The 23,187-nt window shown below is 42.8% G+C and carries 20 protein-coding genes and 1 rRNA gene; 11 read left to right on the forward strand and 10 right to left on the reverse strand.

Translation table 11 applies throughout. The features are described 5' to 3' along the window. A 16S ribosomal RNA gene (locus tag L4C39_RS15135) occupies positions 1-500 on the reverse strand; the annotation flags it as partial. An 839-nt stretch (positions 501-1,339) separates the two neighbouring features. Here L4C39_RS15135 and L4C39_RS15140 point away from each other — a divergent pair. Further along, positions 1,340-1,483, forward strand: a complete 144-nt coding sequence (locus L4C39_RS15140; RefSeq protein WP_017052764.1) for a hypothetical protein — start codon at positions 1,340-1,342, stop codon at positions 1,481-1,483. A 9-nt stretch (positions 1,484-1,492) separates the two neighbouring features. Here the strand turns inward: L4C39_RS15140 and L4C39_RS15145 are convergent, their stop codons facing one another. Further along, positions 1,493-2,407, reverse strand: coding sequence for a DMT family transporter (locus L4C39_RS15145; RefSeq protein ID WP_429746696.1), 915 nt, complete (start codon positions 2,405-2,407; stop codon positions 1,493-1,495). Between the two features lie 95 nt (positions 2,408-2,502). Here L4C39_RS15145 and L4C39_RS15150 point away from each other — a divergent pair, with 95 nt between their 5' ends. Both L4C39_RS15150 and trmY read left to right on the forward strand, forming a co-directional pair. After that, on the forward strand, positions 2,503-3,930 hold the full coding sequence (locus tag L4C39_RS15150) for an aminotransferase-like domain-containing protein (RefSeq protein ID WP_429746698.1): 1,428 nt from the start codon (positions 2,503-2,505) through the stop codon (positions 3,928-3,930). Between the two features lie 109 nt (positions 3,931-4,039). Beyond that, complete coding sequence (gene trmY, locus L4C39_RS15155; protein ID WP_017052767.1) at positions 4,040-4,642, forward strand: tRNA (pseudouridine(54)-N(1))-methyltransferase TrmY; 603 nt, start codon at positions 4,040-4,042, stop codon at positions 4,640-4,642. A 146-nt stretch (positions 4,643-4,788) separates the two neighbouring features. Here the strand turns inward: trmY and L4C39_RS15160 are convergent, their stop codons facing one another. Further along, on the reverse strand, positions 4,789-5,256 hold the full coding sequence (locus tag L4C39_RS15160) for a YjiG family protein (RefSeq protein WP_017052769.1): 468 nt from the start codon (positions 5,254-5,256) through the stop codon (positions 4,789-4,791). Next, the gene (locus L4C39_RS15165; protein WP_017052770.1) at positions 5,256-5,999 is read right to left on the reverse strand and encodes a nucleoside recognition domain-containing protein; all 744 of its coding nucleotides are present in this window, start codon (positions 5,997-5,999) and stop codon (positions 5,256-5,258) included. Before L4C39_RS15165 ends, L4C39_RS15160 begins: the two co-directional genes overlap by 1 nt. A gap of 366 nt (positions 6,000-6,365) precedes the next feature. On the opposite strand from L4C39_RS15165, the gene L4C39_RS15170 reads away from it, so the two are divergent. The 7 genes from L4C39_RS15170 to L4C39_RS15200 all read left to right on the forward strand — a co-directional run bounded on the left by L4C39_RS15170 (position 6,366) and on the right by L4C39_RS15200 (position 15,375). Next, positions 6,366-7,097 carry a sulfite exporter TauE/SafE family protein gene (locus L4C39_RS15170; RefSeq protein ID WP_113798742.1) on the forward strand — a complete coding sequence of 244 codons (732 nt, stop codon included), beginning with the start codon at positions 6,366-6,368 and terminating at the stop codon, positions 7,095-7,097. Between the two features lie 336 nt (positions 7,098-7,433). After that, positions 7,434-9,560: a transcriptional regulator NosR gene (nosR, locus tag L4C39_RS15175; protein WP_429746701.1), complete on the forward strand. Its 2,127-nt coding sequence runs from the start codon at positions 7,434-7,436 to the stop codon at positions 9,558-9,560. 84 nt (positions 9,561-9,644) lie between these two features. Then, positions 9,645-11,537: a TAT-dependent nitrous-oxide reductase gene (gene nosZ, locus L4C39_RS15180; RefSeq protein WP_171755651.1), complete on the forward strand. Its 1,893-nt coding sequence runs from the start codon at positions 9,645-9,647 to the stop codon at positions 11,535-11,537. Between the two features lie 217 nt (positions 11,538-11,754). Continuing rightward, positions 11,755-13,110 (forward strand): nitrous oxide reductase family maturation protein NosD, encoded by a 1,356-nt coding sequence (locus L4C39_RS15185; RefSeq protein ID WP_171755650.1) that lies wholly within the window; start codon positions 11,755-11,757, stop codon positions 13,108-13,110. Beyond that, positions 13,107-14,042 carry an ABC transporter ATP-binding protein gene (locus L4C39_RS15190; protein ID WP_429746704.1) on the forward strand — a complete coding sequence of 312 codons (936 nt, stop codon included), beginning with the start codon at positions 13,107-13,109 and terminating at the stop codon, positions 14,040-14,042. Before L4C39_RS15185 ends, L4C39_RS15190 begins: the two co-directional genes overlap by 4 nt. 1 nt (position 14,043) lies before the next feature. After that, positions 14,044-14,862, forward strand: coding sequence for an ABC transporter permease (locus L4C39_RS15195; protein WP_429746706.1), 819 nt, complete (start codon positions 14,044-14,046; stop codon positions 14,860-14,862). Positions 14,863-14,874: 12 nt separating this feature from the next. Next, a complete protein-coding gene (locus tag L4C39_RS15200; protein WP_261890070.1) occupies positions 14,875-15,375 on the forward strand; it encodes a nitrous oxide reductase accessory protein NosL in 501 nt (166 codons plus the stop codon). Between the two features lie 107 nt (positions 15,376-15,482). On the opposite strand, the gene ompW is transcribed toward L4C39_RS15200, so the two are convergent. Together ompW and L4C39_RS15210 are read right to left on the reverse strand one after the other, a co-directional pair. Continuing rightward, positions 15,483-16,127: an outer membrane protein OmpW gene (gene ompW, locus L4C39_RS15205; RefSeq protein ID WP_429746708.1), complete on the reverse strand. Its 645-nt coding sequence runs from the start codon at positions 16,125-16,127 to the stop codon at positions 15,483-15,485. Between the two features lie 399 nt (positions 16,128-16,526). Then, positions 16,527-17,006, reverse strand: a complete 480-nt coding sequence (locus tag L4C39_RS15210) for a YehS family protein (protein WP_017052773.1) — start codon at positions 17,004-17,006, stop codon at positions 16,527-16,529. Between the two features lie 359 nt (positions 17,007-17,365). Between L4C39_RS15210 and nhaD the strand changes: the two genes are divergently transcribed. Further along, positions 17,366-18,781 (forward strand): sodium:proton antiporter NhaD, encoded by a 1,416-nt coding sequence (gene nhaD / locus L4C39_RS15215; protein ID WP_429746821.1) that lies wholly within the window; start codon positions 17,366-17,368, stop codon positions 18,779-18,781. Between the two features lie 186 nt (positions 18,782-18,967). On the opposite strand, the gene L4C39_RS15220 is transcribed toward nhaD, so the two are convergent. The 4 genes from L4C39_RS15220 to L4C39_RS15235 all read right to left on the reverse strand — a co-directional run bounded on the left by L4C39_RS15220 (position 18,968) and on the right by L4C39_RS15235 (position 23,121). Further along, entirely contained in the window at positions 18,968-19,336 is a 369-nt protein-coding gene (locus L4C39_RS15220) for a hypothetical protein (protein WP_017052775.1), read from the reverse strand. An 18-nt stretch (positions 19,337-19,354) separates the two neighbouring features. After that, positions 19,355-19,828 (reverse strand): methylated-DNA--[protein]-cysteine S-methyltransferase, encoded by a 474-nt coding sequence (locus L4C39_RS15225; protein ID WP_029203391.1) that lies wholly within the window; start codon positions 19,826-19,828, stop codon positions 19,355-19,357. 2 nt (positions 19,829-19,830) lie between these two features. Then, positions 19,831-21,195: a DNA-3-methyladenine glycosylase 2 family protein gene (locus L4C39_RS15230; RefSeq protein ID WP_261890067.1), complete on the reverse strand. Its 1,365-nt coding sequence runs from the start codon at positions 21,193-21,195 to the stop codon at positions 19,831-19,833. 309 nt (positions 21,196-21,504) lie between these two features. Further along, complete coding sequence (locus L4C39_RS15235; protein ID WP_017052778.1) at positions 21,505-23,121, reverse strand: methyl-accepting chemotaxis protein; 1,617 nt, start codon at positions 23,119-23,121, stop codon at positions 21,505-21,507. Between the last annotated feature and the right edge of the window lie 66 nt (positions 23,122-23,187).

Genomic DNA, 23,187 nt, shown 5'->3' on the forward strand with positions numbered 1-23,187 from the left:
ACGTCAAATGATGCTGCTATTAACAACACCACCTTCCTCACGACTGAAAGTACTTTACAACCCGAAGGCCTTCTTCATACACGCGGCATGGCTGCATCAGGCTTGCGCCCATTGTGCAATATTCCCCACTGCTGCCTCCCGTAGGAGTCTGGACCGTGTCTCAGTTCCAGTGTGGCTGATCATCCTCTCAGACCAGCTAGGGATCGTCGCCTTGGTGAGCCATTACCTCACCAACTAGCTAATCCCACCTAGGCATATCCTGACGCGAGAGGCCCGAAGGTCCCCCTCTTTGGCTCCTGTTCATTACAAACAAAGGCATTATGCGGTATTAGCCATCGTTTCCAATGGTTATCCCCCACATCAGGGCAATTTCCTAGGCATTACTCACCCGTCCGCCGCTCGTCAGCGAAGTAGCAAGCTACTTCCTGTTACCGCTCGACTTGCATGTGTTAGGCCTGCCGCCAGCGTTCAATCTGAGCCATGATCAAACTCTTCAATTAAAGTTTTTTGCATCCTAAGATGCGGCTCAATGAATACTGACTTCAAAACTAATATTCATTCGCTCTTTCGAAAAAGATTGGTGAACATGTAATTCTAAAGCTATTACCTCTCTCTTCTTAAATAAATAGGAACAGAATGGTAATGAATTGACTGTGCCAAAATTAAGTAAACTTAATTTTGTATTGGTCACTCAGTTCATTGATATCTTTTGTTTCGACTTAATTTACTTTCGCTTTAAAAAGCGAAAACAAACAGTACGAAACTAGTGATTATCATCAACGAGTGCCCACACAGATTGATAGGTCTAAATTGTTAAAGAGCTTTAGTATCAAAGGTTTGAACCTAATCAACTCCGACTTCAGTGAACGTTTGAACGTTGCTCTGTGTCGGTGGATGCGCAGTATAGAGAATGAAGAGTTTCGTGCAAGCATTTTTTCAAATAAATTATTCGTTCGACTACATAACAATCAAAAAGCACTAAAAACGACCAATTCAGCCGCTTTTATTACTTTTCCTGGTAAAAATAGAAAGAAGTACTGAAACAATTACTGCATAAAGAAGGGAGCAGCCACGTGAAAAACAAACTCCCCTTCCATAAAAAGGCACATATGAGTGCCAAAATTAATCAAATTAAAGCTTTCATCACTAATTTCAATGTTAATGACTTATTTATAGCACCAACAGAACATCTGTAACCAATTGTAATTAAGAGCTTTCGGTTGTATTTCCAACATGTAACCAATGCTAGTTCTGAGCAACGGCTTTAACTCTCATTATCTTTTCTCTCCACTTACTACACTGGAGTTATATTCAATTAACTCTTAACAAGGAAATTATTATGGAAAAAGCAATCAATGCTCTTGGTATCGCTATCATTGCAAGCAAATACGCGGGCGTCATACTGTTTGCAGGCTTAACCCTTTCTACTGGCGCTCTTGCCGCTGACGCTTTATACCTGACGGGAGCTGAGAATAACGATTAACAGCCTTACCTAACCTTCTTTTACTTGAGAGTTTTGAGCGACACTTATTTTTGTCTCTTTTTCTATCGGTTTTCTAACCACTAAATAAACCGCTATAGCAGCAAGTGTGAAACCAAGCGCACCAAGCCAATCAAAGCTCTCGTTAAACACTAGCCATGCCTGAATGGCAGTGACTGGTGGAACAAGATAAAATGTAGAAGCCACTTTCGATGATTCACCACTTTTCACCATAAATAGTAGTAACAATATGGCGAACACAGACAGCACAATCACCAACCACGCCATTACCGCAAAAAATTCCGGAACCCACATCACTTCCATCGTTTCGCTATTCCAAGCAACAATACTAAATAAGATCGCCGAAGCGAAATACTGCACCAACGCCCCTCCAATCATATCTACGTTATGGCAGAATTTTTTCTGATAAAGCGTCCCTAAAGTGATACCAACCAATGCTGTAAAGGTAAAGCAGATAGCAGCCAGTTGATGTTCATCATTTTGCCACTCAACATTTCCCATTAACACCAATGATATCCCCACGAAGCCAACCATAAGCCCGAGCCATTGCGATGCAATCAGACGCTGATTAGAAAACCCGACTAACAGCACTGCCGTTAAAATAGGCTGAATACCAACAAGCAACGCACATAACCCAGCAGGCATTCCCATCGATATGGCTTGATACGTCCCCCCTAAATAGCAACCGTGGATCAACAAACCAACAATAGATGCGTGTAATAAATCCTTTCCCATTGGAATTCTTCTACGCATAAATGCAATGAGCACGATAAATACGGTTACGTTTGCCATCATTCTTAGCGCAAGTAGCGTTGCTGGCTCTGCGTATTGCAAACCGAATCGAGCACCAACGAAGCCTGAACTCCATAAAACCACAAAGATAACGGGTATCAATTTCACCCACATAAAAACCTCTAGTAAGTCATCACATTATATTGCTAATGTAGTTAGGTACAGTTGGGATAAAAAGACACAGTTTTGGCTAAATGATTGGGTACAGAATGAAAGAGAGCACCAAATACCAAGATGTTGAAGCGCATATTCGTCAATTGATTCATGCGGGTACTTTGGTCGAGCATGACAAATTGCCCTCTATACGCCATTTATCTCAACAGCAGCAGGTAAGCAGGAATACGGTTATCCGGGCTTATCAAGAGTTAGAAGCCGCTGGAATTGTCTATCCAGTTCCTCGTTCTGGCTACTGTATTCAGCAAAAGCCGCTTCCTGAGTTCACTTTAGTCAGCGATCCTAACCATGTTGATCTCCTCTCTGTCACTAAGTCGATTTTGGCTCAGCCTCTTATCGAGCATACGATGCCTGCCGGTTCTGCTCATCCCAATATCGATGGTCCTGCAATTCGCAGTTTGTATGCAGAGATAGGGCGTCATAGTCGTTATCAAACTCAGATCCCCAGCCACTATCAGTTACCACCGGGGAATAGCACCTTAATTAAGCAACTCATTAAGATCACCCAAGATTGCGGCATCACCGCGCATTCAAATGAAATATCGATCACGCACGGAGCCCAGCAAGCGATCAGTCTCGCATTGCGCGCGCTAACGAAACCGGGTGATATCGTGATTGTGGAATCCCCGTGCTATTTCGGCAATTTGCTACTTATGGAATCGTTAGATCTACAGGTTATCGAGATCCCTAGCAGTATTGATTCTGGTATTGATATTAAGGCATTAAAAGAAGCGATAAGCCTGTGGGATATCGCGGCGATACTCGTCACTCCCAATTTTAATAATCCAACAGGATCTCGTATGCCATTGGCAGCAAGGCAAGCTTTATTGGATGAATCGCAGAATATCCCCATTATCGAAGACGATGTTTTTGGCGCTTTATCCTTTGACGCGCCGCTTCCGTGTTTAAAATCCTTAGATAAAGGCAATCGTGTCATCTATTGCAACTCATTATCTAAAACGTTGGATTCAAGGTTACGTGTTGGCTGGATCTTGGCGGGGCAGTATCAGCGTAAAATAGAGAAGTATCTGATCAGCGACAATATGGGTAGCTTGAATCTCATGCAATCGGCGCTTGGTGAGTTTCTTACTACAGGAAAATACCGTCAGCATTTGAGCAAGATGAAGAAGCATTACCACAGCAATCAAAAGAGATTTTCGACTCAATTGATCAAAGCCTTAAACCAGCACGACAATTTACGAGGTCAATTTCAGCTCAGTCGGCCACAAGGCGCATTCTTATCTTGGTTGATATTGCCACCAGCAGTCGATAGCTACGCGATATATCAAGAGTGCTTAAAAGCAAAAGTAAGTGTATTACCAGGCACAATCTTCGGCACTCACGACCAGTACAAACACTGCATCCGATTCAGCTGTGCCTCATATCAAGATAACGATAAATGGGCAGAAGGTGTTGAACGCTTTGCCAATATTGTTGCCACTCATCTTACAGAGCAGGGATAAACATCAGTTCTATTTGACTTCAACAGCCGATCGCGGTTACATACGCGTCTTGAATCTGTATGGTATTACCATCAGCAATACACCCACTTTATAGCAAGGCGATTTATCCATGCGTGCATTTGTTTTAAGAGCTCGTTCCGCTCCAACAGAGAGCCATCTTCTATTGGAATCTGTCGGTCAAGAAGCCCATACCGAAATTTTGGCTCATACATTGATGAACACCATTTTTGTGGCTCAATCGCATCGCAAAGACGTTATCGTTCACCTTGTATTGGAAAGCACGAAAGACTTCTCTCGCACGATTACCTTCAACTCAAATGACATCACTAATATTGGCGGCTTCCATGAGTCCATACTATTAGCAGCAGTCGCAAGAGCACTCGATGCATCTAAAGGCATGACCAAAGAGCAAGAGCGACAAGTTGAGCCTGGTGTGACTGTTCGTACGATTAGTTTTGAGAAACTGATTAAAGAGTTAGCAGAAGATTATCAGCTGTATATGCTAGATAAGAAGGGAGACTCTGTACGTGATATTGAGTTGGCTCATAACCCTTGTTTCTTATTAACCGATCATATTCCAATGCCTAAAAAAACCTACAACAGCATGAAACGTTTGGGGACTGAAATGATAAGCCTTGGGCCAAATATGTTGTTTGCTTCTCAGTGCGTAACATTAATTCAAAACGAATGGGATATTGCAGGGATCGAGTAATCGTCAAAGATGAAAATTACTCTGATTTAAAATATAGAATGAATGCAATGTCTATCCCGCCCAAGGATAAATAGCATCAAAATCAAAAAATCCCCAAACGTTCATTTGGGGATTTTTTGACTGTAATGATTTAGTGACAATCAGCTCTACAGAAGTACATTCATCACTAGCATTGCGCCGAAAGCATTCAGTACTGAAATGGCAATCATCACTGGAATGTAACGACCTTCCGTGCCGATCGCGCCCATGATTCGTCCCATGTATTGAACTTGAGAGCCCATAAGGTAAATAGCCGGCGCTAAAATAGCGATGTGCGTACCATTCAAGATACCTTGGTCAAATAAAGTAATAACCACACCAACCGCGCCGCCCATCGACATCCAAGCACCAATCAATACCGCCGCCGCTTCACCCGGAAGACCAAAAATCGCCATTATTGGAGAGAACACGGTTCCCATCAAATCAAGTGCACCAGTAATCTGCAAAACTTTGATGAAAACAAAAGCCATCAATACATTAGGAACAGTAGAAGTCGTTGCGATTACCCAACCTTTTTTAGCGCCCTCAACAAATATATCAGTCACCATCGGTTTCTTTGCTTTAACGTCGCTCATTATGCTGTCTCCTCTTTTAGTTCTGCTGACTGGTCATTATTTTGGTTGTCTTTGTCTTCTTTTCCTTCTGTTAGGTTTAAATAAACACGGAACAGGTTGGCACCGACAAATTTGAAAACGAACATGACAATAACAGCAAGGCCAATAGAAGAAGTGACCGCTAACGATCCATCAGCCATCGTTAGGGTAAAGAGCACGGCACCAGATGAGAAGAAGTTAACAATGGTCGCGCCAGCAGTGAATTGGAACATAGTGAATATATCGGTTTCACGTTTCGTCAGGTGGCCTTCATCTTTCAGTTGTCGAGTCATTGCGGCCCCTGCATCCGTACTTTGCAAAGAGGCGATCATAGCTAGACCCGAGCTTCCCGGAATGCCCATCAATGGACGAAGAAGTGGTGTCAGAATTTTACGAGCAGCATCAAGTGCACCGTAGTGCTCCAGCACATTGATCATACCAAGTGCAAACATAACGGTAGGGATCAGAGTAAAAGCGAAAATGAAACCATCACGCGCACCATTACCGCCTTTACCACGCAGTGATGTGGTTGCCGCTTCAATGCCATCGGCGGTTTCCGTTACATTGTAAGCAACTTTACCAAACGCTCCATTAAGAGTGGTGAAATCTAACGCCCCATACCAGTCCGTTGATTTCATTAGGCCGGAGAAAAACACTACGGCAAAGGCGAGAGCAATATAGCTCCCAATCGTGACCTTTCGGTCGGTTTGAGTTTGATTCGTCATCGTAATACCTATGAGTTATATAGAACAGGAACTACGCGCATAGTGCATACAATACGTGCCACACTATATGACCAAAATCAAAGATAGGCTGTGAAAACGTTAAAAATGAAATGTATGATTTCAAAATGTGATAATCAGCATAATTAACCATATCAAGAACAACAACTAATCAACAAAGGATATATAACTACTTAATCTTTCTTCTATGGAATAAATCAAAATGTACAACAGAGATGCCAGAAAAATACTGACCGCATAAACATCATACTTGCGTTTACTTTAACTTCGACTCGCTTCACTATGTTTGCTTCAATCATCTTTAGATCCAACTCCAGTGCTTAGCGAATTAAAAAACATAGGCAATTTATGATATTTGACTGGTTAGATCCCACCGTTTTAACGGCAATTTTCCTCATTTTTTTGGGATCATTCGTACAAACTGCGATTGGTTTTGGGCTAGCGATCGTTGCCGCCCCTCTGCTATTTCAACTATCGCCAGATTATGTTCCAGCGCCAATTTGCTTGGTCGCGCTATTCATTTCAATTTTAAATGCACTCAAGCATAGAGCGAATGTCTCGATTGGTGGACTAAAAATGGCCCTCATTGGTCGAGTGCCCGGTTCGATTGCAGGCGGAATGTTACTATTAGTGGTATCAACGGATGTGTTGTCTTTATGGCTAGGATTTTTAGTTCTATTTGCGGTAATGGTCAGCATGCTTCCTTTTCGAATTGAACCCACGCCTATTCGAATGGGGATTGCAGGGTTTTTCTCTGGATTCTTTGGCACCAGCTCTTCCATAGGCGGGCCACCGATGGCGCTTCTTTTACAACACCAAGACGCAAACCAACTCCGTGGAAACCTCTCTGCCTTTTTTGTGTTCAGCTCCCTGATCTCATTAATTGTGCAGATCCCCATTGGTTTCTTTACTCTGCATCACGTGTTTATCACGATCCCTCTCATCCCTGCTTCATGGCTCGGATACAAACTAGCAATAATGACCACACAGAGCCTACCTAAAGAAAAGATTCGCGTTGGAGCTTTAATGTTGTGCTTAGTCAGCGGGCTAACCGCAATTTGGCAAGGATTTTTAGCTTAATCGTAGGGTCTATTTCAATGTATCAACGACCGTACCTGCATAAAACTTATAACAATATTCATACTTAACAGATCAAGCAACTCCCCCAACTGCCATTAACCCTACTTATAAAGTGGTTATATTTTAAAGACTTAGACGATTAATTAAAAACACCCAACTATCTATTAATAATCACATCAATATGTGAACCCGCCAAAACTTCACACAATTAAAACATCTGCATTACAATTACTTTGATTCAAGTCAATCTTACTAAGGGCATTTTGTTTACCCTTAGTTCTCATCGCTACATTCATCATGCGCTCGTTTTATAAAGCAAGAAGCTGGGAAATAAGAATGGAATATTCATGTCATAGGCTCACTGCCCTAGTAAAATTTATCTCTCTGATATTCTGCGTTCTATTCTCGTTCTCTGCACAAGCTCTATTTGTTAGCCCACCCAAAGATCCAATCCCTCTGATCCAAGAGACTTTTCCAACACACAGCTCTATTTCAGAAAAACAGGGAGAACCACCACTACGCATCATCAAAAAAAATGATGAAATACTTGGCTACGCTTTTGAAACCAATGATATAGCGAGAATTCCCGCTTATTCTGGTGAGCCCGTCAACATGTTGGTTATCATCGATCCGCAAGGTGACTACATGGCATCCAAAGTGCTGGAACACCATGAACCCATCATCCTCGCAGGCATTCCGGAAACCAAATTATGGGCATTTAGTGATCAATATGTTGGTCTATCAGTAAAAGACCGCATCAAGGTTGGAGGAAAACCCAATCAGGATTACATCCCAATCGACGGCTTATCTGGTGCGACGGTCACCGTGATGGTGATGAATGTTGCGATAACCAAAGCCGCAACCAAAGCCGCCGAATCATTAGGTATCATTAAGCCCTCTACCAATATCATTCAACCAATTTCAACCATCAAAACAGATATTTTCAATGAAAGAACTTGGCTAGATCTCACGGGTGATGGCTCAATTAGAAAACTGTTTCTCGACAATAAAGCGGTACAAAAAGCATTTGATGGCACTGAAGGAGAAAATGTCGATACGGTTCCTGATAGTGCAAAAGATGATATGTTTGCAGAGATCTTTTATACGCTTGCGGATATTCCGACAATAGGTAAGAACCTATTTGGAGAGGCAGAATATGACTGGCTGATGAAAGATTTGAAAGATGGCGAACATTTAGTGGCTATCTTCGGCAATGGATACTCATACAAAGGATCAGGGTATGTTCGGGGTGGGATATTCGATCGAATACAAGTCCAGCAAGCGGATAATGACATCTCTTTTCGAGATTTAGAACACACTCGGATCACCGACCTATTTGCGATAGGACACCCTAATTTTAAAGAGATGTCTGTTTTTAAAGTTCAGGCTCATCATGAGTTTGACCCAGGAGCGAGTTGGGAACTAGAACTACTCGTCCGCAGACAAACAGGCCCAATCGACAGTGTGTTTAGTAGCTTTAAAGCCACATACGATGTTTTAGAACAGTATGTCGATACTCCAGACGCCATCACCCCAGAGCCTGAACTGACACTAGCGCAACAAGTATGGCAAGAGAAGCAACTAGAAGTCATCGTGCTACTCGCACTGATCACAGTACTGGTTCTCATCTTATTCTTTCAAGATATTTTAGTTCGCCACCCAACCTTCATGCATCAACTACGTCATGGCTTTTTAGTCATCACCGTCGTATTCATTGGTTGGGTGTGGGGAGGACAACTCTCCGTCGTGAATGTGTTCACCTTCTTACAAGCACTAGTCAAAGACTTCTCATGGGATCTGTTCTTACTCGACCCTGTGATCTTTATTCTTTGGTGTGCCGCAGCCGTCACAATATTATTGTGGGGACGCGCGGTTTACTGCGGTTGGTTATGTCCGTTTGGCGCACTTCAAGAGCTTATCAATCAGTTCGCACGGTACGTGAAAATCCCTCAATATGAACTTCCTTGGGCCGTCCATGAACGACTATGGGCAATCAAGTACCTCATTTTACTTGGTCTGTTTGGTCTCTCACTAGACTCACTCGCTCTTGCTGAACAGTTTGCCGAAATTGAGCCATTTAAAACCACATTCTTACTTAAGTTCGATCGCGAATGGCCTTTTATTCTATGGGCAGTACTGCTCTTAACCGTCAACTTATTTAATCGTAAAACGTTCTGTCGCTATTTATGCCCTCTCGGAGCTGCACTATCGGTATCAAATAGTATTCGCCTATTTGATTGGCTCAAACGCCGCCCAGAATGTGGCTCACCGTGCAAAACTTGTGCAAAAGAGTGTGAAATTCAAGCCATACAACCGGATGGGGTGATCAACATGCGTGAATGCCACTACTGTTTAGATTGCCAAATCACCTATTCAAATGAGGAAAAATGTCCTCCATTGAAAAAACTGGCCTACAAGAAAAGAAAAGCCAGCAAAAATGATATTCCAGTAACTCAACTATAACAGTCAATCATCTAATGACATGCAGCTAATTCATGTGACTGCCTAAACAATTAGTGACCTACAACCATAATATGGAGATCCACCATGAGTGATGACAAGACCAATATCGATCAAGACAATCACCCCGAAAACAGCGAACGTCGTAAGTTTTTCGGTAAAAGTGCCGCAATCGGTTTAGGCGTTGCCGCTGCGCCAATGACGGCAGCCATGTTTGCATCAATGGCAAAAGCTCAAGCATCTGAAATCAGCAACAGCGCAGTCGTTCACCCTGGAGACCTTGATGAGTATTACGGCTTCTGGAGTGGTGGTCACTCAGGTGAAGTTCGTATTCTGGGCTTGCCATCAATGCGCGAACTTATGCGAATTCCAGTATTCAACGTTGATAGTGCAACAGGTTGGGGCTTAACAGATGAAAGTAAGCGTATTAAAGGCGACAGCGCACACATTCTAGCGGGCGACTCCCATCACCCCCATATGAGTATGACGGATGGTCGTTATAACGGTAAATATGTCTTCATTAACGATAAAGCCAATTCACGTGTTGCTCGTATTCGCTGTGACGTGATGAAATGTGACAAAATGCTCACCATTCCGAATGTTCAAGCGATTCACGGATTACGTGTTCAAAAAGTACCACAGACTAAATACGTTATTTGTAATGGTGAATTTGAAATACCAATGAATAACGATGGCAAAACAACGCTTGATGACATCAGCACCTATCGTTCACTCTTTAATGTCATTGATGCTGAGAAAATGGAAGTCGCTTTCCAAGTCATGGTTGACGGTAACTTAGATAACACCGATGCCGATTATGACGGTAAATACTTCGCTTCTACCTGTTACAACTCTGAAATGGGCATGAACCTTGGGGAGATGATCACGGCTGAACGTGACCATGTTGTGGTATTCAGCCTTGAACGTTGTGAAGCAGCACTGAAAGCAGGCAACTTTAAAACATACAACGGTAACGACGTTCCTGTTTTAGATGGCCGTAAAGGCTCTGATCTGACGCGCTATATCCCTGTTCCAAAATCACCGCATGGCCTTAATACTTCTCCAAGCGGCGAATACTTTGTTGCTAACGGGAAACTATCTCCAACGGTATCGGTCATTTCTATCGCTAAACTCGATAGCCTATTCTCAAACTCTATCAAGCCGCGTGACACCATTGTGGCAGAGCCGGAACTTGGTTTAGGTCCACTTCATACTGCGTTTGATAACAAAGGTTTTGCCTACACCACTCTTTTCCTAGATAGCCAAATTGCAAAATGGAGTGTTGAAGACGCAATCAAAGCTTACAACGGTGACAAGGTTAACTATATTCGCCAGAAACTGGATGTCCACTACCAACCCGGTCACAACCATACTTCACAAGGTGAAACCCGTGATGCGGATGGCAAATGGTTAATCTCGCTATGTAAGTTCTCTAAAGATAGATTCTTACCAGTAGGCCCATTGCGTCCAGAAAACGATCAGTTAATTGATATTTCAGGCGATGAAATGAAGCTCATTCACGATGGTCCTACTTTTGCGGAACCACACGACTGTATGATCGTTCACCGCAGTAAAGTGAAACCAAATAAACTGTGGACGCGTGATGATTCTATCTTTGCCGAGACACTTGCTATCGCGAAGAAAGATGGGGTTGATGTGATGACCCAAAATAAAGTCATCCGTGATGGTAATAAAGTGCGCGTTTACATGACCTCAATCGCACCGACTTTCGGTATGAATGAATTCAGAGTGAAGCTTGGTGATGAGGTAACCGTTATCGTAACCAACCTCGATATGGTGGAAGATGTTACCCACGGTTTCTGTATGACGAACCATGGCGTACAGATGGAAATTGGTCCACAAGCGACCGCTTCGATCACCTTTACAGCCAATAAACCCGGCGTTCAGTGGTACTACTGTAACTGGTTCTGTCACGCTCTACATATGGAGATGCGTGGTCGTATGCTCGTTGAAGCATAGACACAATTATAGGCGGTTTACGTGCGACACGACGACAGGGTTTAACACCCAAAACTGAGTGACATATCCCATCGTCTAGATAGGTTCCTTCAGATAATGTGAAGGAACCTTATCAGCCATGTTCACGAACAGGCGATGCTAATGAGTGAAGTCATGACGCAAGAATGTATCAATCTTAATAAAAGAAAACCCTATCAATCAAAGAAGAAGGTGGCGATTGAATATTAAAAGCGGGCTTATTGCTGTCATTTTTAGTCTTTTCCACTCCGCACTTTTTGCTGCGGTATTCACCGTCAATCAAGGTGAAAGCCTTCAATTCGCATTGGATAATACCCAAGATGGCGATACCGTTTTAATCCAGCCTGGCACCTATTCTGGTAATTTCAATGTCCGCAATGGCATTAATATTCGTGGCGAGCAAGGTGCGATAATTGACGCTAATGGAGTGGGAAATGCCTTAACACTCAATACTTCAAATACAACGGTTGAGAACCTGACCATCATTAATTGGGGAGATGATTTAACCGAACAAAACGCAGGGATCTATTTAGATCAAGCGAACAACATCGTCATCCGAAATAATCAATTAACAGGCGATGGATTTGGGCTTTGGCTGCAACGCGCCAATGATCTGCTTATCGAAAAAAATACCGTAGTAGGCAACCCTGCTTTGCGCTCTGCGGATCGCGGAAATGGTATTCAACTCTCAGCCGTAAAAACAGCGCTCGTGATCGGTAATGACATCAGCAATACCCGAGATGGGCTCTACATCATTTCAAGCCAAGAGAGCGAGTTACGTGGAAACACCATGCACGATCTTCGTTATGGCGTTCACTATATGTATTCACATAATAATCGAGTATTGAACAACACCGCTTACAACACACGAGCAGGCTATGCGCTAATGAGTTCTCGCTTGTTGACCGTGGAAAATAACACCAGCCGAGACAGTGAAGACTACGGCATGTTAATGAACTTCATCACCTCATCCACAATTAGCCACAACCAAATAAAGAATGTTTGGACTCGACCTGAAAATAAAGTCATTGGGCGCGAAGGCAAAGGGTTGTTTGTTTATAACTCTGCCTATAACACCATTAGCTATAACACCATCGATACCGCAGAGATAGGCATCCACCTCACTGCGGGGTCGGAAAATGGCAAAATTTTTGGCAACCAATTTATCAACAATCCCGTTCAAGTGAAGTACGTATCCAACCAAGAGCAAGAATGGAGTCAAAATGGTATTGGCAACTACTGGAGTAACTATCTTGGTTGGGATCTTGATAATAACAACATCGGTGATACGCCTTTTGAGCCAAATGATGGTATCGACAAAATGGTTTGGAAATACCCTGAATCAAAAGTACTGCTAGACAGCCCCGCCGTACTCATGCTGCGTTGGATCCAAAAGCAATTCCCAGTATTAAAGCCCGCAGGTGTTAAAGATTCGCACCCGCTTATGTCTCCAGATTCAGAGCAAGAACCTCAATCAGAAAACTCGACACAACGACTCAACAATCCCGTCAACGTAACTTCTCCTCTCATCGACGGAATAGGAAATCATTCATGAACGGACCGGTTGTACAACTCGAACAAGTAACCAAGCAGTACAAACAACTGCATGCTCTCAATGGCATTAATTTGACCTTAGAACGCGGTGAAGTATTGGGGCTATTTGGACACAATGGTGCGGGAAAAACCACCATGATGAAGCTCATTCTCGGTGTTATTACGTTAACCCAAGGTAAGCTTTCAGTCTTTGGGGTTGATCCTAAAAGTAACCAAGCTTGGCATAGTCGTAAACATATCGGCTATTTGCCTGAAAATGTCAGCTTTTATGACCAATTGACCGGGCTGGAAGTGCTCACCTATTTTTCTCGCTTGAAATCTGCGTCTTCCGACCAGATCCAACCCTTGCTAAAAAAGGTCGGTTTAAGTGATGCTATGCACCGCCAAGTGAAAACCTACTCAAAAGGGATGCGGCAGCGCCTCGGACTCGCGCAAGCTTTTTTAGGTGAACCTAAACTGCTGTTGCTTGATGAACCAACCGTAGGACTTGATCCAATTGCAACCCAAGAGTTTTATACCAGCGTCGATCAACTCAAAAAAAGTGGTGCCAGTATTATCTTGTGTTCGCATGTGCTGCCCGGCGTTGAACAACACATTGATAGAGCGATGATCTTAGCTCGTGGGCAGTGTATCGCAGAAGGCACACTGGCCGAATTACGGCTTCAAGCCAATCTCCCAGTGGTCATCAAAACGCATGGCATTAACGGGGCACTTGCCAGCAATGAGCAATTAACCGGATTTATGGTGACGGATAATCAACTCCATATTCCAGAGAAACATAAAATATCGGCAATCAAAGAGTTGATGCGTTACGACACTCTCAGTGATATTCATGTGGAACCGGCCAACTTAGAACAGATCTACCAGCACTTTTTAAGCACAACCTCTGACGCTGTAGAACACGATCACTCACGCAGCAAGGAGAAGCAATAATATGAACCCTATCATTGCGGTCGCATTAAAAGAGTTCCAAGATGGTTTACGTAATCGCTGGTTTGTTTCGATTACCTTTATTTTCGCGCTGTTGTCGGTTGGACTAAGCTATTATGGGAGTGTTGCTTCTGGACATATTGGTCCGCCATCACTCTCATCGACTATCGCAAGCTTATCGAGCTTGTCGGTATTCATCATCCCGTTGATTGCCCTACTACTTTGCTACGACAGCTTCGTCGGAGAACAAGAGTCTGGCACGCTATTGCTGCTGATGACCTACCCGATCAGTCATGGACAATTGCTATTTGGCAAGTTTCTCGGCCAAGGTTTCATTATCACGCTTGCCACTGTTTTAGGCTTTGGTAGCGCAGGAGTCCTACTCGCCTTTACCCTTGATGCCGCTGAAGTTGCGTCATCATTTGGGCTCTTTATTCTCACTTCCACTCTGCTTGGTTTGTGCTTCATTACCTTGGCTTACTTAACCAGTCTGTTGGTTTCAGAAAAATCAAAAGCGGCAGGTATTTCCCTCATCCTATGGTTGTTTTTTGTGCTTATTTTTGACTTAGTACTGCTTGGCGTGCTCGTAGGAGGAAGTGAGCTACTGACTCAGCACGCGTTAGTTCAGGTGATGATGTTCAACCCAGCCGATTTATTCCGATTAATAAACTTATCGTCATTGAACAGCACCGATGTTAATGGCGTATTAGCCGTGGCGATCAACAGCAGTTACTCCACCAGCACGCTTTTGCTTGTGATGCTGGCTTGGATCCTTCTACCGCTATCAGTGGCTTTACTCATTTTCAGAAAAAAAACGTTATAAGCGAGATTATACATGTCACAAAAAATATCCACGCAATGGAAAATAGTCACCAGCCTAGCCCTCTCTTTGTTGCTTATGGGTTGTGGCGAGGATCCTCAAGAAAAAATGCTCAAACAAGCAGTGGCAATTGAAAATAGTGATGAATGCCATTTGTGCGGAATGATCATTGCTAATTTCCCGGGGCCGAAAGGCGAAGCATTTCAAAAGGGCCATGATGATGTCATGAAATTTTGCTCAACCCGTGATCTTTTTAGCTACTTACTTCAACCAGAAAACCAACGCCAAGTTCGACAAGTGTTTGTTCATGACATGAGTAAAACGCCATGGCAAAAACCTGAAGATCAATATTTCATCGATGCAAAAGAAGCGTGGTTTGTGATCGGTTCAAGTCAAACGGGAGCGATGGGACAAACACTGGCAAGCTTTAGTACCAAAGAAGATGCTCTAGCCTTTAGCAAAAAGTTTGGTGGAAAGCTGTATCAATTTGATGAGATCACTATCGATATATTATAAAACACCGTTCCTAATCACATGGGAGCGTCGTTCTATGACGTAGAAGAGAATAAAGGCAGCCTTGACTGCCTTTATATCTTTATATCTTTATATAGGGCGACTTCGGCTTAGAACTTGTAACCACCACCAATCATAAATACCCAAGGGTCTATTTTAACTTTTGTCGTTTGTTTTGCCCCATTAAACTTATAATGTGCATCGGTTTCAATATCTGCATACCAGATTGACGCATTCAAGAACCAATCTTCATTTAACATGTAATCAGCACCCGCATTGACCGCAAGCCCCCACGAATCATCTAATGATAGATCACTTAACCCTGCCGATTTCGCTTTACTATTAAACCCTTCACTGAAAAACGTCGTGTAATTGATACCAGCACCAACATAGGGACGGAAAGTACTTTCACTGGTTCCAAAATAGTATTGCAGCATAAAAGTAGGCGGCAGGTGATCAACATCCGCAATATCACCCAATCCAGCTAAATCAGTAGAAATGGTATGGCTAAAAGGGGTCGCGGCAAGAACTTCAAAGCTAATATTATCCGTAAACATATAACCAAGAGTTAAACCTAGCTGCATATTCGAGTCGACTTCAAGCTCTTCATTCGAACCCAGAATACCTGAACTACTATCGTTTGGAACGACTCCAGCAAGCCCTGCACGAACAATAAAATCCCCCTCTTTATGGGCAGCGACATTCGTGGAAGCTAACGCAGCGAGGACGGCAAGACTAAACATTGTTTTTTTCATTATGATTTCCTTTGTAGGGCTAAATAGTTGTTTTTATTAATTTGCGCGCAAAGTAGCATATAAAAACCACAATTTTTTGATGGAAATCAATTTGTAACAAAAACTTAAACATAGAGCGCATATATGCAACATCGATCACAAAGGTTATGCAAAATACCTACATGTATGTAGTGCGAGCTTTACGTGTATCACACCCCTTTCTATTAGCTCGATCTCTCAAACATTAAAGTGAATTGATGCCCGATAATTCACTGCATTTGTGCGACAAACTCAATGAGAAAATTAAATGATGAAGTGGTTTGCAACGAATAAAGAGAAGAGTTTTGTTCAGGCAACAAAAAAGCGAGCACTTTTTGAATGCTCGCTTTTGCGGTATGTATGCTAATTAAGCCTACAAGATTAATCTACATAGTCTTCAGAATCAGGACGAAGTTGGAATTGCACACCCATTAAAAAGTTACGTAAAATCTGGTCTTTACATTCACGATAATTTTTATGATTTGGCTTACGGAAGAATGCGCCTAGCTCATGCTTGCTCATGTCGAAATCTACCAGTTCCATTACATTTAGAATGTCTTCTGTTTTCATATTAAGCGCGATACGCAGTTTCATGAAAACCATGTTATTGGTTAGACGATTTTCTGGTTCAGGCTGTGCACCTTCTCGCTTACCACGTTTTAAATTAATGAGACCATTCAAGAAGATCGCCAATTCACGATCGCGGCATTTTACGTAATCAGAATCATCTTCTTTTTTTAACCAGTTGCTTACCTGCTCACGTGTTACTTCAAGATCTGCTTGAGCAAAAATCTTAATCATCTGAGCATCTTTAAAATCAAAAGTGTAGCGAATACGGCGTAAAATGTCGTTATTAGTCACGGATAGTCCTAATGTAAAAGGCAGCACCCTCATTATTAATGGCTAGCGAACAATAATACGGCTAACAAAAGGCTGCACTGCAAGTAAGTAGCCGCGCACTCTAACAGATATTGATTCTAAATAGGGTTATATTTGCTCAGTTGAGAATTTTTTATGCTGCTACCTAGATTGGCGTAATGTTATTACTGATACTTTTTTGATTAAACTAACCGCATTAATTGGATTCACTTCACACTTAGGCTCTTGATTTACTACTAATATTTATTTGTTGCCTTTATCCGGAGTCAGTAGACATGCATGTTCAGAAATCACCTTTTAGTCTTCCTTCTATCATTACTATTTTCGCCACAAGTTTACTCATGTTGATGTCTCCGTCGGTGCTTGCTTCCTCTACAAGTTCAGGACTCAATTCTCCTCTTGATTTAACGCAGTCCACAATCGGTTATGCCGCGATTGGGATTTTTGTGGTGGCTTATACCTTAGTCATGCTTGAAGAGGTGCTAAAGCTGAGAAAGTCCAAGCCCGTTCTGCTTGCTGCGGGGTTAATCTGGATCATGATCGGCTATGTCTACCAGCAGCATGGCAATATCGACGTCGCACAACAGGCGATTGAACATAATTTACTGGAATACGCGGAATTACTGCTCTTCTTACTCGTGGCCATGACCTACATTAGTGCGATGGAAGAGCGTCGTCTTTTCGATGCGCTTCAAGCTTGGATGGTTGGCAAAGGGTTTGATTTTAGATCCTTATTTTGGCTTACCGGCTTTCTATCATTTTTTATTTCCCCTATTGCCGATAACTTAACCACCGCTCTTTTAATGTGTGCTGTTGTTTTGAAAGTGGCGGGGAGTAACGTACGCTTCGTTAATATCGCCTGTATCAATATTGTGATTGCCGCCAATGCGGGGGGTGCATTCAGTCCTTTTGGTGATATTACCACTCTAATGGTGTGGCAAGCGGGCCATGTGAATTTCGCTCAATTTCTTCCGCTCTTTTTACCTTCAGTGATCAACTATCTTGTACCAGCACTGATCATGTCCTTCTTCATTCCGAGAACGAAGCCAGATACCATCCATCAAGAAGTTGAGCTAAAACGTGGGGCAAGACGAATTGTTGGATTATTCATTCTCACCATTGCTACCGCGGTGGCTTTCCATGCAGTGCTACATTTCCCTCCTGTGATTGGAATGATGATGGGCCTCGCTTATTTACAATTTTTCGGCTACTTCTTAAGACAGACCCTACCCATGTCGTTAGCGAAGAAGAAAGCGATAGCCATCGCCAATAATGATGAAGCGGCTTTAAAAAGAATAGGCTCTGTCGTTCCTTTCGATGTATTTAGGCGTGTTTCACATGCCGAATGGGACACTTTGTTGTTTTTCTACGGCGTGGTGATGTGTGTCGGTGGACTAAGTTTATTGGGGTATTTAGGGTTAGTTTCAGAGGTGATGTACACCCAGTGGGATCCCGTTTGGGCCAATGTAATGGTAGGCATACTGTCTGCCATTGTCGATAACATTCCCGTGATGTTTGCCGTTCTGACTATGGAACCTGTAATGTCGATGGGGAACTGGTTATTAGTCACGCTCACCGCAGGGGTTGGAGGGAGTTTGCTCTCTATCGGTTCTGCGGCTGGAGTGGCTTTAATGGGAGCTGCGCATGGAAAATACACCTTCTTCGGCCACTTAAAGTGGGCTCCAGTGATCATGCTTGGTTACGCGTCCAGTATTGCTGTGCATTTAATGCTGAACAGCCATCTGTTTCACCAATAGATGATACGCAGGTTTCAGTTAAGATAAGAGCCTTTATTAAGGCTCTATCAATGCTATTTGTTCGGTTGTCCCGCGATGACTTATTATATGTCGGGGCTTATGGCTTATGGCTTATGGCTTATGGCTTATGGCGATAGCCTATCGAGTGATTCAACTAGTGAGAATAGAGAACAGCTAAAATTACGATTAATCAGCCCTTAACCATAAACTGCTCATGTTATACATGGCACAAGAGTTACAAGTCAGCCTTGCACCACTCAAATGAATCGACATCACAAGATCATTCCGCTTCTCTTTCGAGCTGTTTCTCAATTTTATATAGACGCTTTTATCTTCTACCGTGTATGGCTTCTCCATGACCTCTCCAGCCATGGTATATCGCATCACGCCATCTTTAAAATGGATGGTATTTGAGTTCTCTTGGTTGCTATACATTCCTTTAAATGCATAGGTTTGAGCGTTTTCCAATCGCTCAATCTTCTCTTCTGAACACCCTGAAAGCAATAAAGCCGCTAAACTAAGAAGAGATAAGGACAAACTCGGTTTTATATTCATAACACTCCATATCAATCACTATAAAACACCTTCTAATTGTAACAATTTTTCTTTGATTTCGATACCACCCGCATAGCCCGTTAACTTACCATTTTTACCAATCACTCGATGGCATGGAACAATAATCGAAATTGGATTTTTTCCATTCGCTAACCCCACCGCCCTCACCGCTTTAGGGTTATCAATCTCATTGGCAATATCTTGATAACTCCATGTTTCTCCATATGGAATTTTCATCAACGCATCCCAAACCCGTTGCTGAAATAAGGTTCCCTTAGCCGCAATTGGCAATTCGAAATGGGTCCTTTCTCCTGAAAAATATTCGCCTAATTGTTTCATTGCACTGACCAAAACTGGATGATGATCGTCCTTCAATCCTATGTCATCAGGTTGCGTAGTTTGCGTTTCAAACCAAGCGCCAAGTACCCCATCATCACACGCTTGTATTGTCATTGTGCCCATCGGGCTTTGATAGTGCGTAAATACGTTCATCTCTATAAATTCCAGCAGTGAAAAGTCGCGTAACTACCCCACGGGGCGACGGATTTTTGGTTTAAATTGGTATATTCGGCCATGGCTTTTTTAACCACTAAGTCTGTATCTAAAAAACAATCTGATTGAGATAGCCCACGCAACAAAGCGTAATTAATCGTCCACGGGCCAATCCCTTTTAATGATAACCACTCAGATGGGTGTTCATCAAAACTCTCGCACATATAGCGTGCGAATCTACTTAAAGTTTCTTTGCGACTATTTGGCATACGCAAAAAACTGACATCGCTCGAAGCCACTTTTTCCGGCGTGGGAAAGTACATGGCAGACTCTGTCTGTTCACCTAAAGTATCCACTAACAAATTCAGTTGCCCAATCGCGGCTTTCACTGATACTTGCTGCCCTAGAATAGCTCTAACGCCGGCCTCCCATGCATTCCATACACCGGGAATTCGCAAGCCATGCTCTTTTATCAAGCCCGGCGCACTCTGCTCTAACTGTTCTTCGATGCTGTGAATATCAATATCCAAATCAAACATTCTGCGCAGTTGGCTCACAAGATTTTGTAACTGAGTCATATCATCTAGCTCAAAGCTAATATCCAAAACGTCGCTTTTTCCTAACGAGGCTTTGAACCAACCTTTTACCCCATTAATGATAAAATGACGTTGATAGCTATTTTCATCCACTATTTCAATGCTGGATATTGCTCTGAGTCGGTAAAAGTTCAGCATATGCTGCCAGTTAAATGGGGCACGGAAAGCCAAGCTCAATTGGTGAGTTGATTGTTTCATGTTGGTATTTTTTCTCATTTGGCTCGGTGTCAATTTAAGGTATTTTTTGAAGGCATCATTGAAACGGCGAATGCTGTTAAACCCACAGGCAAAGCTCACGTCTCCAATGCTCATCGAACTGGTATGAAGCAACTGCTTAGCAAACATAAGTTGATGATACTGAGCATACTGCTTTGGCGACATGCCTAAGTGTTTATCAAACAGTTGCCTCAAATAACGATCTGAGATCCCTAGTCGCTTCGCCAATTCAGCCAAAGATTGTGTTTGTAATTCACCACGCTCAATCATCGTAATTGCACGCTGAAATGTCGTCTCTGTCCCTTTCCACGCCCATGAATGTGGGGCGCTATCAGGTCGGCAACGTAGACATGGTCGATACCCTGACTGCAACGCCTTTATAGCATGGTGATAATATTCAACATTCTCTTCTTTGGGCATCACCGCAGGACAGATTGGGCGACAAAAAATGCCCGTCGTTTTGACAGCAATATAAAACTGTCCATCGAAACGAGGATCTCGCGCTTTTCTCGCTTTTTGACACTCTTCAATACTCAGCCTACTTTCTACTTCCATCTTGCGCTATCCAAGTTCCTTTAGAGACATATTAAGTGTATCGCGAACCATCGCCTTGAATAGCCATTTTCGGAACTAAATCTAAAAATAGTAGAACACTGCTCACTATTCACCTTTCTCTAATCTCTAATCTCTAATAACCAATCACTAATCACTAATCACTAATCACTAATCACTAATCACTAATCACTAATCACTAATCACTAATGAATATTAGCGTCAGAGACCTCAGAGACAAAAAAAGCCACATAATGATGTGGCTTTGATTAGGCAGATCCTCGCCTTATGTTCAGGCGTTTTAGCGCGACGTTACACTTTGAAATAGCGCAATTGATCTTTTAACACTTCAGATGCTTCGGCCATAGATTGACTCTCTTGAGCCAGTAATTGAGAAGCTTGTTTGACTTCATTCGCTGATAGATGAATGCTGCTTACATTTTGATTCATCTCTTGAGCAACCAAACCTTGTTGCTCTGATGCCGCTGCAATTTGGGCGACCATATCATTAGAAACCACCAGCTCTTCAACCATTAACGCGAGCTGAGCTTGTGTCTCTTTCGCTTTAGCCACACTCGCTTCCACTTTACTGTGGCTGCTTTGCATAGTATTGGCAGTATTGGTGGTTCTCTCGATTAATGCATCAATGGTTTCTTGCACTTCTGAGGTTGAGTTATGGGTACGACTGGCTAGGTTTCGAACTTCATCGGCAACCACTGCGAAACCTCGACCTTGCTCCCCAGCCCTTGCAGCTTCAATCGCGGCATTTAATGCTAGCAAGTTGGTTTGATCTGAAACGTCAGAAATCACGTTTACTACCGAGCTAATTTCATCCACACCACTTTTTAACTGAGTCACAAGATTATCTGCGACCGCGATATTATCTGACACTTCGGCAATCGTATCCGTCGTCGCACGCATATTGCCGCCACTCACCTCTGCATGAGAGGTCGCAGTCGCCGTTGATAGCGCGGTTGTCTCTGCATTATGAGCAACGTCTGAGATGGTCGTGCTCATCTCTGTCATTGCAGCTGAAAGCTGTTCAAGCTGCGTATACTGAGAATAGACACTGGTTGCGGCTTCTTCACTAGCGGAAGCGATACTTTGCGCCATACTGGAAGAGAGAACAGCAGATTCATTCGCCGATTGAAGCGTTTGTTGCAGTTTAGCCAGCATGCGATCGATCTCGCCTCCAACCTCTCCAAGCTCATCTTTTCTTTTAAAGTTAAGCCTTACGGTTAAGTCACCATCAGCAATACGGTGGGTTTTACCAATCAGGTTATGCAGTGGGTTAACTATATTTGTCGAGATCACAAACCCCATTGCGAGTAATACTACGGCAAGGATCACCGCAACAATCAACCCTTGTATCGCATTCGCAAAAAAGGTTTCTTGTATATCGGCAACTAAAATCCCAGAGCCAACAATCCAATCCCATTGAGAAAAATAGATCACATAAGAAATTTTATCCTTCAACTCACCGGTTGAACTTCTCCATTGATAGTCTAAAAAGCCATGTTGAGTCGTTTTGGCTATTGTAGCCATCTCTTGCCAATGATACTTCCCAGCACCATCTTTGAACCCCTGAGCATTTTGTCCAATCAACTCTGGTTTAATCGGATGCATTAAGACGTTTAACGCTGGATTGGTAACCCAAAAGTAGTTTGTCTCATCGAAACGAATTTGCTTAATGGCGTCTAGTGCCATCGATTTCGCAACCTCTTCTCCAAGTTCACTACGCTGCTGGTAAAAATAGTCCACCAACTTCACGACCGTTTCCACTTGAGATGACAATTTACCTTCTCTTTCTAGGTAAGAGGAACTCCGTTGCTCATTTAAGTTATACAAACAGGTCGCAATGATCATCGTCACTGCTGCCATTACTATTGCTAATAGTTTATTTTTCACCGATAAATTACTTAATTTCATACCAAGCCTACCCAACGTCAATTGTTGTTTTATTTTTGTTTTTATATTGTGGCAGAACTTGTAATT

This window comes from Vibrio clamense (assembly GCF_050337905.1).
GTDB classification, from domain to species: domain Bacteria; phylum Pseudomonadota; class Gammaproteobacteria; order Enterobacterales; family Vibrionaceae; genus Vibrio; species Vibrio cortegadensis.